A 13,869-nucleotide genomic window follows, 5' to 3' on the forward strand; every position below is an offset into this window, starting at 1 on the left:
CGCGGGTCGGTCTCTAGGCGCCGGCCAGCGACAGCTTCACCGCGAACCCGAGGAACAGCACTCCCGCCGCCGACGTGGCCGTGGCCGACAGCCGCTTGCGCCTGCGGAACGCGGCGGCCAGCCTCGTCCCGCCGAATATCAGCGCGGTGAGATACAGGAAGCTGGCGATCTGGGCGAACGCCCCCAGCACCACGAACGACAGCGCCGGGTAGGCGTACCCGGGGTCGACGAACTGCACGAAGAAGGCGACGAAGAACAGGATCGCCTTCGGATTGAAGAGGCTGACGACCAGCGCGCGCCGGAAGGGCCGCTCGTCGGCGCCGGCCTCGGGAGCGGTCTCCTCGGCCTTCTCCCGCCGCGCCCGCCACATTCCCCGGGCGGCTCGCATCATCCCGACCGCGAGCCACGTCAGATAGCCGGCGCCGGCGTACTTCACGATCCCGAACAGCACGGCGTTGGCCTCGAGCAGCGAGGCGACCCCGGCGGCGGACAAGGTCATCAGCACGGTGTCCCCGCACCACACCCCGGCCGCGGCGGTGTACCCGGCCCGCACCCCTCGCCGGGCGGCGACGGACAGCACGTAGAGCGAGTTGGGCCCGGGCAGCAGGACGATCAGGACGAGGCCTGCCAGATAGGTGGGGAGATCGATGACACCGAACATGAAAAGGAGTCTCGCACGGGGGTCTGACATCCCCCCGTGCGTGTGCCGGTCAGAAGGCGTCCGAGGGCACGTAGGTGCCCCAGACCTCCCGCAGCGCGTTGCAGACCTCGCCGACCGTGGCGCGGGCGCGCAGGGCGTCCTTCATCGGGTAGAGGACGTTGTCCTCGCCCTCGGCCGCCTTCTTCAGGGCGTCCAGGGCCGTGTCCACCGCCTGCTGGTCGCGCTCGGCGCGGAGCTTCGCCAGGCGTTCGGCCTGCTGGGCCTCGATGGCGGGGTCGACACGGAGGGGCTCGTAGGGCTCCTCCGCGTCCAGCTGGAAGCGGTTGACCCCGACGACCACGCGCTCGCCGGAGTCGGTCTCCTGGGCGATGCGGTAGGCCGAGCGCTCGATCTCCGATTTCTGGAAGCCGTGCTCGATGGCGGAGACCGCGCCGCCCAGGTCCTCCACCTTCCGCATCAGCTCGACGGCCGCCGCCTCGACGTCGTCCGTCATCTTCTCGATGACGTAGGAGCCGGCGAAGGGGTCGACGGTGGCGGTCACATCGGTCTCGTAGGCGAGGACCTGCTGGGTGCGCAGGGCGAGGCGGGCGGACTTGTCCGTCGGCAGCGCGATCGCCTCGTCGAAGGAGTTGGTGTGCAGGGACTGCGTACCGCCGAGGACCGCCGCCAGGCCCTGGACCGCGACCCGGACCAGGTTGACCTCGGGCTGCTGGGCCGTCAGCTGGACGCCCGCGGTCTGGGTGTGGAAGCGCAGCATCAGCGACTTGGGGTTCTTCGCCCCGAACTCGTCCCGCATGACACGGGCCCAGATACGCCTCGCCGCACGGAACTTGGCGACCTCTTCGAGGATCGTCGTACGCGCGACGAAGAAGAAGGAGAGACGGGGCGCGAAGTCGTCGACGTCCATGCCGGCCGCGACCGCCGTGCGGACGTACTCGATGCCGTCCGCGAGGGTGAAGGCGATCTCCTGCGCCGGGGAGGCGCCCGCCTCCGCCATGTGGTAACCGGAGATCGAGATGGTGTTCCACTTCGGGATCTCGGCCTTGCAGTACTTGAAGATGTCGGCGATGAGACGGAGCGAGGGCTTCGGGGGGAAGATGTACGTCCCCCGCGCGATGTACTCCTTGAGGACGTCGTTCTGGATGGTCCCGGTGAGCTTGTCGGCGCTCACGCCCTGCTCCTCCGCGACCAGTTGGTACAGGAGCAGCAGCAGGGACGCGGGCGCGTTGATCGTCATCGACGTCGAGACCTTGTCCAGCGGGATGCCGCCGAACAGCACCCGCATGTCGTCGACCGAGTCGATGGCGACGCCCACCTTGCCGACCTCGCCGTGCGCGATCGGGGCGTCGGAGTCGTGGCCCATCTGGGTGGGCAGGTCGAAGGCGACCGACAGACCCATGGTGCCGTTGGCGATCAGCTGCTTGTAGCGGGCGTTGGACTCGGTCGCCGTGCCGAAGCCGGCGTACTGGCGCATGGTCCAGGGCCGGCCGGTGTACATGGAGGGATACACACCCCGCGTGAACGGGTACCCACCCGGCTCGCCCAGCTTCTCGGCCGGGTCCCAGCCGTCCAGGCTCTCAGGGCCGTAGACCGGCTCGATGGGCAGTCCGGACTCCGTCTCGCGCGCCATGGTGTGATGCCTCCCGCTGAGCTACTGGCCAGTAGAGACCGACCCTCCTGCGGAGCGTAGCGGTGCCCGCGCACCCGGTGCAGGGGAGCACGCTGGGACCTTCCTCACAGGTGTTCTGCGGCCTTCGTCACAACCATGCACCGCCGTTCGCGAGGCGTCACCCGCGGGCAGCATGTCAGGTGACACACGGGCTCATCGGTGAGACGGCGGGGGTCGGGTTGCGTACTACGGGCATGGGGCGATCGATCACCGTCACCGCCGCGCTCGCGGCCCTGGTCGCCGTGTGCGGCTGCACGGTGCAGGGTGCGGACAACAAGGGGAACTCTCCGGTCCACATCATCCTGCCGAGCAGCAGGGCGCCGTCCCCGAAGAAGGACACCGGCGGCTCGGGCTCGCCCACCGCCTCGACCCCGGGTTCCGCGGTGCTGTGGTCCCGCGGCGACTCCGGTTCGGGTGTGCGCGAACTCCAGGCGCGGCTGCGGCAGGCCGACTGGCTCTTCGACGGTCCGACTGGGTCGTACGACGATCTCACCGAGGCCGCGGTCAAGGGGTTCCAGGGCAAGCGGGGGCTGCCGAGGACCGGCGAGACGGACACCGTCACCTGGCAGCGGCTGAAGAGGATGACCCATGAGCCGGGCAGGTGGGAGCTGTATCTGATGGGCGGGCAGCCCGCCGGCGCACCCGACCCGCGCTGTACGACCGGGCGCGTGCTGTGCATCGACAAGACGACCCGTACCCTGCGCTGGATGATCGACGGCCGCACGGTCTCGGAGATGTCGGTCCGCTTCGGCGCCATCGGCACGCCCACCCGGGAGGGCGTGTTCCACGTGTACTGGAAGTCGCGCCACCACTGGTCGACGCTGTACGACTCCCCGATGCCGTACGCCATGTTCTTCAGCGGCGGCCAGGCGGTGCACTACTCCTACGACTTCGCGGCCCGCGGTTACGCCGGCGGCTCGCACGGCTGTGTGAACGTCCGGGACGAGGCGGCGATCGCCGGCCTGTACGCGCAGGTGCGGGACGGCGACAAGGTCGTCGTGTACCGCTGATCGTCGTGTACCGCTGAGGCACCCGGCGGGCCGAGGTGTGGGGCGCGGGCGGGACCGGGGGAACGTGTCCCGCCCGCGCCGGGGTGCACGAGCCGTGGGTACGGGGGGAACCCCGGCTCTGTGCGAAAAGCCGATGACCAGTCGGCTCACTCAGTACTGCGTGGGGGCGGCCGAAAACGTTACTGGCGTGGCGAGGAAATTTCCCCGGCCCTCGGACGGCCGCCGACACGGTGGGTCAGAGCGCGCTGTACGTCGGTTCCGGGGTCGGCGCGGGCGCCGGGTTCAGGGGCGCCAGGAGGCGTCCCGGGGCGAGCGGGGCTATCGGCGCCACGGTGTGACCACCGGTTCCGGTGCCGCCGGTGATGAGATGCCTGCCGCCACCGTCGGGGGCTATGTGGTGGCCGTCGTCGTCACCGCCGCCCTTGCCGTTGCCGCCCTTGCCGCCTGACCCGTTCTGGTCGCCCTTGCCGCCCGAACCGCCCTTGCCCTCACCGGGCTTGTCCTTGCCCTGGTCGCCCTGGTCGCCCTTGTCCCGGTTCCTGCCGTCGGAGGAGGTGGACCCGGACCCGGCGAGGACGGTCTTGCAGTACTTCGAGACACGGTCGGGTGTGTAGCCGCCGGCCGCGTGCTCCAGGGCCTGTCTGCGGTCGGGCGCCAGCTCCTTGCCGCCGAGCGCGTCCCGGCAGGCCGACGGCGCCTGCCGCCGCCACCAGCCACGGGCCTCGGGTCCGGCCGACGGTGCGTCGCCGGGCGTGCCCTTCGGCGTGGCCGAGTCCGCGGAACCGCCGGTGGAGCCGTCGGGCGAGGGCTCGCCCGGGACGCCGTTCGGCGAGGGCGACACCAGCGGGCGGTTCGAGGCCGCGGCGGACACCGAGGCGGCGGGCCCGGGATCGTGCCCGCCGAACGGCGTCGGCAGGATTCCGCTTGTCGCCCCGTACGCGATCCCACCGACCATGCCGGCCGCCAGCACGGCCGTGAGAGCGAAGTGCGAGCGCCGACGCCGCCGAGGGCCACGGCCGCCCCGACCGGGCTCACCGATCCGGACGAGCCCGGCGTCGGCGGGGTGGGGGTGGGCGCGGTAGCCGGCCACGAACGGCTCGGGGCGCGCGTCGGCGGCCCCGGCGGCGGCCCGCGCGAACTCCGCGTCGGCCCGGGCGGCGCGGGCCGCCCGGAACGCCGCCATCGCCGCGTCCTCGCCCGGCAGTTCCGTGCTGCTCGGCGGGGGTTCCGCGGTGAGCGACTCAAGGGTTTTGGCGAGGCGTTCGGCCTGGTCGCGGGCGGTGGCGTCGACAGCTTCCAGTGACTCACCGCGCAGCAGAGCCTCCGCCGTTTCGCGGTCCAGCCACTTGTACTGCTCGTCGGCCATCACATGTCCTTCTGCGTCCGCGCGCGCATATGCGTCACACTCGCGGACGTCACCGCGCGCCCGCGCGGTTCTCGCTGAGGTGGCAGCGCGTCCAGGCCGCCGTTCGATTCCGGATCGTCGCCGAGCAGTTCGGCGAGGCGCTTGAGACCACGGTGCGCGGCCGTCCGTACGGCGCCCGGCCGCTTCCCGAGCGTCTCCGCCGCGGTCTTGGCGTCGAGGCCCACGACCACCCGCAGCACCACCGCCTCGGCCTGGTCCTGCGGCAGCCGGGCGATCAGGGAGAGCGTGTGGTCGGTGGCGAGGGCCTCCATGGCCTCTCCGGCCGTGTCGGACTCCGCGGGCTTCCCGGTCAGCTCCGTCTCGTCACCGCCGATCGCCGGGCGGCGGCCGCGCATCCGGATGTGGTCCAGGGCGCGGTTACGGGCTATGCGGGCGGCCCAGCCGCGGAAGCGGTCCGCGTCTCCGCTGAAGCGGTCCAGGTCACGGGCGATCTGCAGCCAGGCCTCGGAGGCGACGTCCTCGGCGTCCGGGTCGCCGACGAGCGTGCGGACGTAGCCGAGCAGCCGTGGATGCACGGTTCGGTACACAGTCCGGAACGCGGTCTCGTCCCCGTCCTGTGCCGCAAGCACCGCGGCGGTCAGCTCCGCGTCGTCCCCCAGCACCCGTAAGTTCCTCAGTCGAAGGTCGGCCGGTGGTCCCGGCTTCGAGCCCGCCGTCGATAGGCGATCATTCAACATCCGTGTCCGGCGCGAAAGGCACGTTACGACCTGAAACCGCTGCTCGTCCATGTCCGCACAACCCGCAACCACCTTGTGACGGAGCGGAGGACAGCCGGGTGTGACAGAAACCGCACTCACGGCGCTGTAGAGAGTACGGGCCGCCGCGCGGCCCGCCCGCGCGACGGCCGGGGCCTCTCCTGTGGGGGGTGGCGGCCCCGGCCGTCTCCGCGGTTTACCGCCTCTGACCTGGGCTTTTACCTGGTTCCCGTAGCCAGCGCGACCAGCGGGTGACCAGCGGGCCAGACACCTCATGTTCTCCTAACCGGCAGTAGGCCCGGACCCGTCGCAGATGTCAACTCTCGCGCCCCTCGACTCGGCGCTCGCCGTGCTGTGCCTTGGCGCGGTCCGACCAGTGAGCCTTTGCCAAACTGATGAGATTGGCCGTGTGTTGGCTGCCCGGCGGCAGGAGATCGGGACAGGGCAGCGGCAGCCTTCCACCGCGCGTCAGGCCCTGCTCGCCCTGTCCACCAGGGGTGCTCGCGACCGGTCACCGCTCCATGCAAGAAGCTGTCGGGTCCCAGTCCGGTCATCGGCCGAAGGGCCACCATGACACCCTGGGGCGGGGCTCGCCGAGAACCCTGCGCACCATGTCCTTGGAAATGTCGTGGCGGCCCCGGACGTAATAGATCTCCGCGTGCACCTCTTCGGGCGTGGCCCCCGGGTTCTCCTCCGCGACCTGGCGGATGTACCGGGCCTTGGCCTCGTCGGGGTGACTGCCCGCTGGTTGCCTGCGGCGCTTGACGCGCCGCCGGATGCGGCGACCGGAGTTGTCGGAGTAGACCACGCGCGACTCCCCCCACGCGTCGATGGTGGATTCAGACGCTAGGGGAGCGGAGCGGCGCAGGTCCATGACTGATCGTGCGCACCCATGACCGTCCGCCGGCAGGTTCCTGACCGGCTCTAAGCTGTCGGCTGCGTTCCGGCCGGTAGCGCGGCGGTCACAGGGAGGGACGGAGATCACGGCAACCGTTCATGTCGCGGTCCTGGACCCCTTGCCGGTGTTCCGGCATGGTGTCGCAGCGTCGTTGTCGAGCCTGGGACACCTCGTCGAGGAGCCCGCGAACGCCGAAGCCTGGCTGCGTGAACGCCCGGGCGGCGTGGTGCTGATGACCCTGCGCTCCGCGGAGGACCTGGACAGGCTGACCGCTCTGTGCCGCCTACGGCCCCGCCCGCTCGTCGTCGCGCTGCCGTCCGCCAGCGATGCCTTACTGGGTGTGCGGGCCATGCGGGCCGGTGCCCGGTCGGTCGTGGCGCGCGAGGCGACGGTGCCGGCGTTGCAGCGGGCGGTGTCCGCGGCCCTGGACGGCGAGGCGGTGATGCCGAGCGAAGTGGCCGATCTCCTGGTGACCGGCCGGGGCGGCCGGGCCCCGCGCGGCCCGGTTCCCTCCGCGGAGCAGATCGCCTGGTTGCGCCGGCTCTCCGACGGTTGGACCGTGTCCCGGCTGGCCTCGGACACCGGCTACTCGGAGCGGGCGATGTACCGGCTGCTGCGGGCGTTCTACCAGCGGATCGGTGTCAATACCCGGCTGGAGGCCATCATGCTGGCGCACGACAAGGGCTGGTTCGAGAACTAGGGCCTGTCCGACGGATCCTGTCGCAGACGCGGGGCGTTCCACGCCCATCTGCGCCGATGAGTCATCGTTGCTTTCCTGCGACCTGATCCGCCGGACAGGCCCTAGCCGGAGCGGCCCGGTCGCATGCGCGCCAGCTGCGTGAGGACCGGTTCGAGGCGTGGATCGCCGTTGGCCAGGACCTCCACCATGAACCTCAGCCGGTCGTCCAGCCCGGGCGTCCGCTCGGCCGGCTCAGGGCGTGCCCGACGGAACGCCTCCAGTGCCGTCGCGGGTTCCGTGTCGCCGACGAGGACCGAATAACACCGGGCGACACCGGTGAAGTCCCACGCGACCAGGTCGTGCACGTCCGCCCTGATGCGCTGGCCGGTCTCGTCGTGGAGTTGCTGGAAGAGATCCCTCGCGGTGCCGGGGAGACCGCAGCGGTGCGCAATGATCCCCCGCAGCGCGAGTTCCACGGTCTCCTTGCCGGCCACCCGGTAGCGGGCCGACTCCTCGATCGCTTTCCGGGCCGCCGGGAGATCGCCCAAGTGCATGTGCGTGAGGGCCAGTACGGTGAGCGACCGCCGCAGGTTGATCGGGTCCCTGTGGTCGCGTGCGATACCGATCGCCTGCTCGACCGCCCTTCGCGCCTCACCGTAGCTGTCCTTGTAGAGGTACAGTTCGGCCGTCGCGCAGAGCAGGTCCGCCTGGAGCGTGGGATCGGGGCGGGCCGTGGCCAGCTCGCCACACCTGACCAGCATCGTCAGCGCGTCCGGGATCGCGTTCAGCTCGGCGTACCACCGGGCCAGCCGCAGCGCGGCGCCGGACGCCAGTTCGGGATCGATCTCGTGGGCGGCTTCGAAAGCCGCGAGGGCGTCCTTGATCGCGCGCCGGTAGCTGCCCTGCCGCTGTCGGCAGTCGGCCAGTCCGGTCAGCGCGGCGGCACGGTCTCCGCCGTCGTCATCGTCCTCGCCCGCCAGCGCCCAGGCCCATCCGTAGTGCTTCTCGGCGTCCTCAAGGCGGCCGTGTTCCCAGAACATGGTGCCCAGGCCGATGTGGATACCGCGTATCACCTCACGGTCCTGGTCTTCCTGAGCCATCTTGAGCGCGGTCCGGTAGGCCGACCGGGCCGAGGCGAAGTCGCCACCGTACGAGTAGATGTCCCCCAGCGCGGCGAGGTTCGCCGTCTCGGCTCCCCGTTCGTCACCGAGCCGGCCGCGCACGGCTTCCCGCTGGGTCCGCAGTTCGGTCCCACTGCCCCAGCGGTCCACCAGTTCCTCCATCGCCTCGATGACGCTGTACGCGGAGTCGTACAGTCCGGCCCGGAGCCAGACGTCGACGCGCGCGAAGTGCGCGTGCAGGTCGACCAGGCCGTGGACGTTGTCGTCGTCCTTCTGCATGCCCCGCAACACCTTGGCCGCTCGCACCAGGAGGACGCGCCGGGTCAGCAGCTCGCCCTCGTCCCCCTGCCGGTCACCAGCGGCCAGGCGGCTGAGGACCGCCTCGGTCTCGCTCTTTCGCAGATACCGGCGACCGTCCCGGACCTCCAGGACGAGACCGGCCGCCACGAGCGCTCGCAGGGCCGGCTCGATCCGGGGCGCCGGCACATACGGCTCCAGGATGCCGATGACGGCTTCGGTACCGGCCGGAATGCCGAGCGCCGCCAGCCCCTCAGCCACCCGCTGCTGATCTGCGGGAAGGCGGTCGACGAACATGTGCACCAAGCGTTGATGCACCTCGCTCGCCGGCTTGGCGGACAGCCACGCTCTGACCTCGTGGACCTGTAGCCCCGGCGGATCGCTGCTGATGACCGCGGAGAGCAGTTCGGCGAGCCGCGGGTTGCCGGCCAGACGACCGTGAACGCTTCGCAGATCGTTCTCCGGCAGGCCGGCCAGTCCGTACGTGTCGCTCGGGTCGAGGGCGGAGAAATGCTCCCGCAGCGACGGTGGCTCGAGCCCGCTGAGGCTGATGTGGACCGCCTTCTCCGTCCACGCCGTGCCTGTCGTCGCCACGGGCATGTGCTGCGTCACGAAAACGACCTTGACATGCGGGTTCGGCCGGCCTTGCACGATCTCCAGCGCGAGGTCGAGCTCCGAGTCGCTCAGGACGTGCCCGTCCCCGAGAAGGTTCTCCGCCGAGTCGATCACGATCACCCGCGGGAAGCCATCGGTTGCGCCAAGGCAGTCCAGGGCGATCTCCAGGCGTGCCCGCGCGTAGGGGCCAACCGCCCGGCGTGACCCGGGTGGTTCGATGTCCTCGACCAGGGTCGCCACGCCGATCTCCCCGTACGGTGTGGCGTCGTGCCAACGAACCGCCGAGGACTCGTTGTCCGGATCCGTCCAGCCCAGGTCGGCGAGCACCTCGCGCACCAGCGCCGTCTTGCCTATCCCGGCTGGGCCACTGACCACGATCACGGAGGTGGCCCTGTCGCCCAGCGCCGCGCGAAGATCACCGCACGGATCCGTGCGGTCGACGAAGACGGATGTGCCCCGCCTCGGCCGACCGGTGGTCCGCGTCGCCACCTTGCCGGTCTTGCCGAGGTCCTCTCCCGCGTCGAAGAACTCCGGCCTGGCTGCCGACGGGTTCACCGGCCCCAGGAGAACCCGGGTGAGCCGCCCCGCGAGCCGTGCGCACCAACGGCGGGCATCGGGCGTACCGGTCGAGTACGCACTGTGCAGCATCGCCTGCGCGAGCAGGGAGACCTTCAACTGCCTGTGCCAGTGCTCCGGATCCCCGCGTCTGTCGAGGACGAACTGGAATGCGGGCCCCCGAAGCGCGTCAATGATCTTTCGCACCCAGCCGTGCATACCGTCATCGAGGCGCTTGTCGCGCTTGTCGCGCACCAGATAGGTGAGGAACGTCGACTGGATGCCCGGAGAGCACTTTCCGATCTCCCGCCAGCAGAGCGAGACCAGCAGAGCGGCGAGATCCCGGCTCAGCGGTGCTCGCGCTTCGTAGGTGGCCAGGTCGATCAGCCGGAAGTGGTTCGCGTCGACGATCCCGTCGTACGCAGGCACAAGGATGTTGTCCCCGTGCAGGTCGCCGTGCGTCCTGCCCACCAGACAGTGGATCTCCCTCCGTGTCGCGGGCGTGTCCTTGGTGAACAGCCGCCACGGGTTGGGCAACGGCTCGTTCTCACCCGGCAGTTCCAGGAGGTCGGGCGTGAACAGGCCGCGCTTTCGCGCCCAGTCGTGCAGCCACCCGTCGGTCTTGAAGCCGTCGCCCAGTTCGCGGGTCAGCAACCCTGCCACCGTCGTCTGCTCACTGTTGTAGTCCTTACCGGTCCACCCCAGGAGCATCGTGCGCCAGATCGTCTTGCAGGCGTCGGCGAGTTGGCCGGGATCCGCCTTCCCCAGCGGAATGCCGTCGGCCTCGAACTGGCCGACGACGAAAGCGTCCTGGGAACAGCTGACCGTTGGGAAGGCAATCTCGGCGAGATGCTGTCGGCGGAATTCTTCGGGTGCCTCCCGCAGGGCCGCCCAATGCCGTCGGCTCTCCCGCTTGTGCTTCAACGGCACCGCCGGACAGTACTTGATCACACACCAACTCGGTTCGGGCGGCCCTGAGGAGTGTTCCACCAGCGCCTTCGCCAGCCGTGCCCCGGTGAAGCCGTGACTGCCTTCCTCAAAGGTGCCGCTACGGATCTTGAGGTCGTTGTCGCGCAACGACTCGATGATCACCGACGCTACGTCGGGGTCTCCGAACTCACGGGTCAGCTCCTCCAGGACGGTCATGACCGGGGGAACCTCGATTCCAGCTCGCGCATCCTGATCTGGAAATCGCCCTTGTCCTGGTCGTGGTAGCGCCGGAAGTACCAGGCCGGCAGACGCGGCTGGAGCCGTCTCAGCTGATAGAGCGTGTCCTGGACCTGGCGGGCGAAGCAGGTCAGCGCGTCCTGTGCCGTGATCACCGGTGACGTGGGGTCGTCGATGACCGCACGCACCAGCCCGAGGACGCGCAGCCTTTCCCGAACGCTCGTCATCTGCGTGCGGTACATCTCCAGGCACAGGAGCAGCAGGCCGAGCGAGGGAACGAACCACCCGGTGACCAGCCGGCTCAACGTCCCGCCAGCGGCGAGGGTCAGCAGGACACCCGCCGCAGACCACAGCACCAGTACGCCGAGCATCAGCTGAGCGAAGCGAAGCCGGATCCGGGACCCCCAGGCCAGGTTCTGTTCCAGGCAGAAGAGCACGTCATAAGGCGCGGCGGCGTCCACCGCGAGGTAGTAGCCCCGCAGCCGGTCCTCAGCGCCGCGAAAGCGCCGACTGAGCCGACTCACCTCGTCGTCGCCGATCCGGTTCCCGACCGCCACGCTGTTCCACGGCAGGCCGAGCACATCGGCGTCGAACATCTCCTGAAGAGTCGCAGCGATCCGCAGGTACCGCTCGGCCCAGGGCGCCATCACTCCTATGTAGAGTGCGGCCCAAAACGTGCCACCGAGAGTGATGGCGGTGCCGTACCGCGAACCCGAGCCGGTCAGCAGGCCGGCGGCGGCCAGGGCGACCGAGACTCCCAGACTCAGCGTCTGCGCCCGCTGGTTGCGGAAATGGGCCACGGCGATGGCCTTGAGCACGCGCATGGCCGCGGCGCTCTCCTGCCGGTCCGCGATGGGATGAGTGCTCGCCAACGTCCCTCCCCCGTATGCAGATCTACGCAGCGAGTTTCACACGTCTGGTGGCCCTGGCGGTACGGTCAGTCGTCCCCGGTAACTGACTGTGCGCCCGCCCCGACCGTCTCGGCAACCTCTACGTCCGCGAGGATGAAATCTCTCCGCACCGGTCGGTCCAGCTGAGAGAAGAACGTGGGGTGCGGCAGACACCAGGGGCATGATTCACGCCGCTCGGGAGGACACCGCCGCCCGGACCTGGAACGTCGGCGGAGGCCCTGTTGACGGCGGCGAGCCGACCGGGAGGGAGGCCGGTGTCTTCGGCGGGACAGGACGGCTCAAGAAGGTTCCACCCGTGGCTCAGCGAGCGTCGGCACAAGCGCAGGCTGTCGATGTCAGCTGCCGTAGAGAGCGGACAGATCAACCAGAAGGAGGTCGTCACGACGCTCGGCCAGGTCGACCAAGTCGGGATAGAACCCGTGCAGGGAGTACAGGGCCAGGGTGGTGGTGGCGGTGCCGTACCCCTGATCAGCAAGCAGGGCACGGATACGTTCCAGGCGCTCCAGGTCACCGGTTCCCCGACGGGCGGCAGTCGCCTTGGCCTCGCCCAGCAGCGCGATCCTCGCACGGGGAGCCTGCGGGCGCTCACCGGCGGCCAGGGCGATGACATCGACCTCGTGCTTCGTCCGGGCGGCCTGGTCGGCGACCTCTGCGGTGCCGACCGGGCCGGGCAGTCCAGCGGGCAGCAGGGTGTGGGCGTAGCGGCGGGTGAAGTCGCGGGCAAGATCCTCGAAGTGCGGTCCGAGGATCTTGGAGTTGAAAGTCGGAGCGGCCTGCCGCCACACCTGCTCGGCGAAGCCCTGCTCCACGGCGGCAGCCTGCGGGAGGGTGACGAGCTGGTTGAAGCGGATGACGGGGTCGGCGAGCGTGATGACGGGGTGCTTGGAGCGGAGGATGTCCTGTTCCCGTCGGATGTAGCCGGTGGACTCCAGCACTCCGAGAGGGTGGGCGACGGCGTTGCGCGGACGCTCCAGGGCGGCACCGATCTTGCTGGGGGTGCTGGCGCCGTTCGCGATCGCGGTGAGGATGTCGTAGTAGAGGGTGTGCTGCGTGATCCTCGGGTCCTCGCGCAGCAGGTACTCGGTCTCGGTGCGCGAGTACACCGCCCGCCCCGGGTCGAGCAGCGTCCGGGTGAGCCAGGTGTCGAAGCCGTCGTCCGGATGGGGCCGACCCGCCACCGGCCGGTAGCCGGGGGCGCCACCCAGGACCGCGTGCACCTTCAGTGCGGTCAACGGGTCTGCGATCTGCCAGAAGTCCCGGCTGTCCCGGTAGTCGAAGGCGCCCAGCCGTAGATCGACCACGGCACGTCCCCGTAGCGGCTTGGTTCCCGAGAGCAGTTCGTGCATGACGCTCATCGCGGAGCCGCACAGGATCAGCCGCGGACCAGGCCCGTCACCACGCCGGGCGCCGCGCTGGCGTTCGTCGTAAAGCTGCTGAAGCAGTCCCGGGATCTCGGGCGAGTGCTGGAGCAGATAGGGCAACTCGTCGATCACCAGGAGCGGATGCGCCGAGCGGCCCGTCACATCAAGCGCATTGGACAACACGTCACGCCAGTCGGTCAGGCGCAGACTGCCCGGCCTCAGACTGGCATGCGTGGCGACCGCGTCACTGAACCGTTGAATCGCGGGCAGCCTCCCCTCTTCCCGGACCGCTGTGACATACAGACCGCCGACCTGCTCGGACAGGGCCTGCAGAAGGTACGACTTCCCATGCCGTCGCCGCCCCGACACGATGCCGAGCCGCATCGCCGGGTCCGGATCAGTGAGGAACTCGGCGAGCAGATCCCACTCCCGGTCCCGGTGGACCACGTCGTCCGGCTTGGCCGGTTGGCTCTTCCTCACTCGCCCTCCTACACCTCGACCACGACGGATTACGTCTAACTCTACTTCGACGAATTTCGTCGTACTCGAATTCCCCACCGATCGACCTCGCCACACTTGACCGACCGCTGCCAAGGAACGGACACCTGACCAGCGCGTGACCAGTAGCGGTCAGGAACAGCCAGAAACGCCTAGATGAGGGCCGATCCAGACGGGAAGCAAGAACCTGCACCCGGGCAACAAAATGCCTGGTCAGCAGCGCAGCGCGCCTTCGGCGCGCGCCGGGGGCGTGGTAAATCCCGTGGCGCGCCCGGGGTGCTTCTGTCTGCCCTGACGTGGGCTGCT

10 protein-coding genes are annotated in these 13,869 nt (G+C 69.8%); 2 read left to right on the forward strand and 8 right to left on the reverse strand.

Features of this window, described 5'->3' with window-relative positions; genetic code table 11:
* Positions 1 to 13: 13 nt before the first annotated feature.
* Both leuE and ABZT17_RS32205 read right to left on the reverse strand, forming a co-directional pair.
* Positions 14 to 661, reverse strand: a complete 648-nt coding sequence (gene leuE, locus ABZT17_RS32200; protein ID WP_356354027.1) for a leucine efflux protein LeuE — start codon at positions 659 to 661, stop codon at positions 14 to 16.
* 49 nt (positions 662 to 710) lie between these two features.
* Positions 711 to 2,291: a methylmalonyl-CoA mutase family protein gene (locus ABZT17_RS32205; RefSeq protein ID WP_356354028.1), complete on the reverse strand. Its 1,581-nt coding sequence runs from the start codon at positions 2,289 to 2,291 to the stop codon at positions 711 to 713.
* A 233-nt stretch (positions 2,292 to 2,524) separates the two neighbouring features.
* Between ABZT17_RS32205 and ABZT17_RS32210 the strand changes: the two genes are divergently transcribed.
* Complete coding sequence (locus ABZT17_RS32210) at positions 2,525 to 3,340, forward strand: L,D-transpeptidase family protein (RefSeq protein ID WP_356354030.1); 816 nt, start codon at positions 2,525 to 2,527, stop codon at positions 3,338 to 3,340.
* A 235-nt stretch (positions 3,341 to 3,575) separates the two neighbouring features.
* On the opposite strand, the gene ABZT17_RS32215 is transcribed toward ABZT17_RS32210, so the two are convergent.
* From ABZT17_RS32215 to ABZT17_RS32225, 3 genes are all read right to left on the reverse strand, one after another.
* Entirely contained in the window at positions 3,576 to 4,706 is a 1,131-nt protein-coding gene (locus ABZT17_RS32215; RefSeq protein ID WP_356354031.1) for a hypothetical protein, read from the reverse strand.
* Complete coding sequence (locus ABZT17_RS32220) at positions 4,706 to 5,368, reverse strand: RNA polymerase sigma factor (protein WP_356354032.1); 663 nt, start codon at positions 5,366 to 5,368, stop codon at positions 4,706 to 4,708. Before ABZT17_RS32220 ends, ABZT17_RS32215 begins: the two co-directional genes overlap by 1 nt.
* 643 nt (positions 5,369 to 6,011) lie before the next feature.
* Positions 6,012 to 6,269, reverse strand: coding sequence for a hypothetical protein (locus tag ABZT17_RS32225; RefSeq protein ID WP_356354033.1), 258 nt, complete (start codon positions 6,267 to 6,269; stop codon positions 6,012 to 6,014).
* A 241-nt stretch (positions 6,270 to 6,510) separates the two neighbouring features.
* Here ABZT17_RS32225 and ABZT17_RS32230 point away from each other — a divergent pair, with 241 nt between their 5' ends.
* Positions 6,511 to 7,059, forward strand: a complete 549-nt coding sequence (locus tag ABZT17_RS32230; RefSeq protein WP_356354034.1) for a hypothetical protein — start codon at positions 6,511 to 6,513, stop codon at positions 7,057 to 7,059.
* 101 nt (positions 7,060 to 7,160) lie between these two features.
* Here the strand turns inward: ABZT17_RS32230 and ABZT17_RS32235 are convergent, their stop codons facing one another.
* From ABZT17_RS32235 to ABZT17_RS32245, 3 genes are all read right to left on the reverse strand, one after another.
* Entirely contained in the window at positions 7,161 to 10,772 is a 3,612-nt protein-coding gene (locus ABZT17_RS32235) for a tetratricopeptide repeat protein (RefSeq protein WP_356354035.1), read from the reverse strand.
* Positions 10,769 to 11,665, reverse strand: a complete 897-nt coding sequence (locus ABZT17_RS32240; protein WP_356354037.1) for an S-4TM family putative pore-forming effector — start codon at positions 11,663 to 11,665, stop codon at positions 10,769 to 10,771. The genes ABZT17_RS32235 and ABZT17_RS32240 overlap by 4 nt, the downstream gene beginning before the upstream one ends.
* A gap of 374 nt (positions 11,666 to 12,039) precedes the next feature.
* On the reverse strand, positions 12,040 to 13,545 hold the full coding sequence (locus tag ABZT17_RS32245; RefSeq protein ID WP_356354039.1) for an ATP-binding protein: 1,506 nt from the start codon (positions 13,543 to 13,545) through the stop codon (positions 12,040 to 12,042).
* Positions 13,546 to 13,869 lie beyond the last annotated feature (324 nt).

Origin of the sequence: Streptomyces sp. NPDC005648, assembly GCF_040605395.1 — a bacterium.
Lineage (GTDB): Bacteria > Actinomycetota > Actinomycetes > Streptomycetales > Streptomycetaceae > Streptomyces.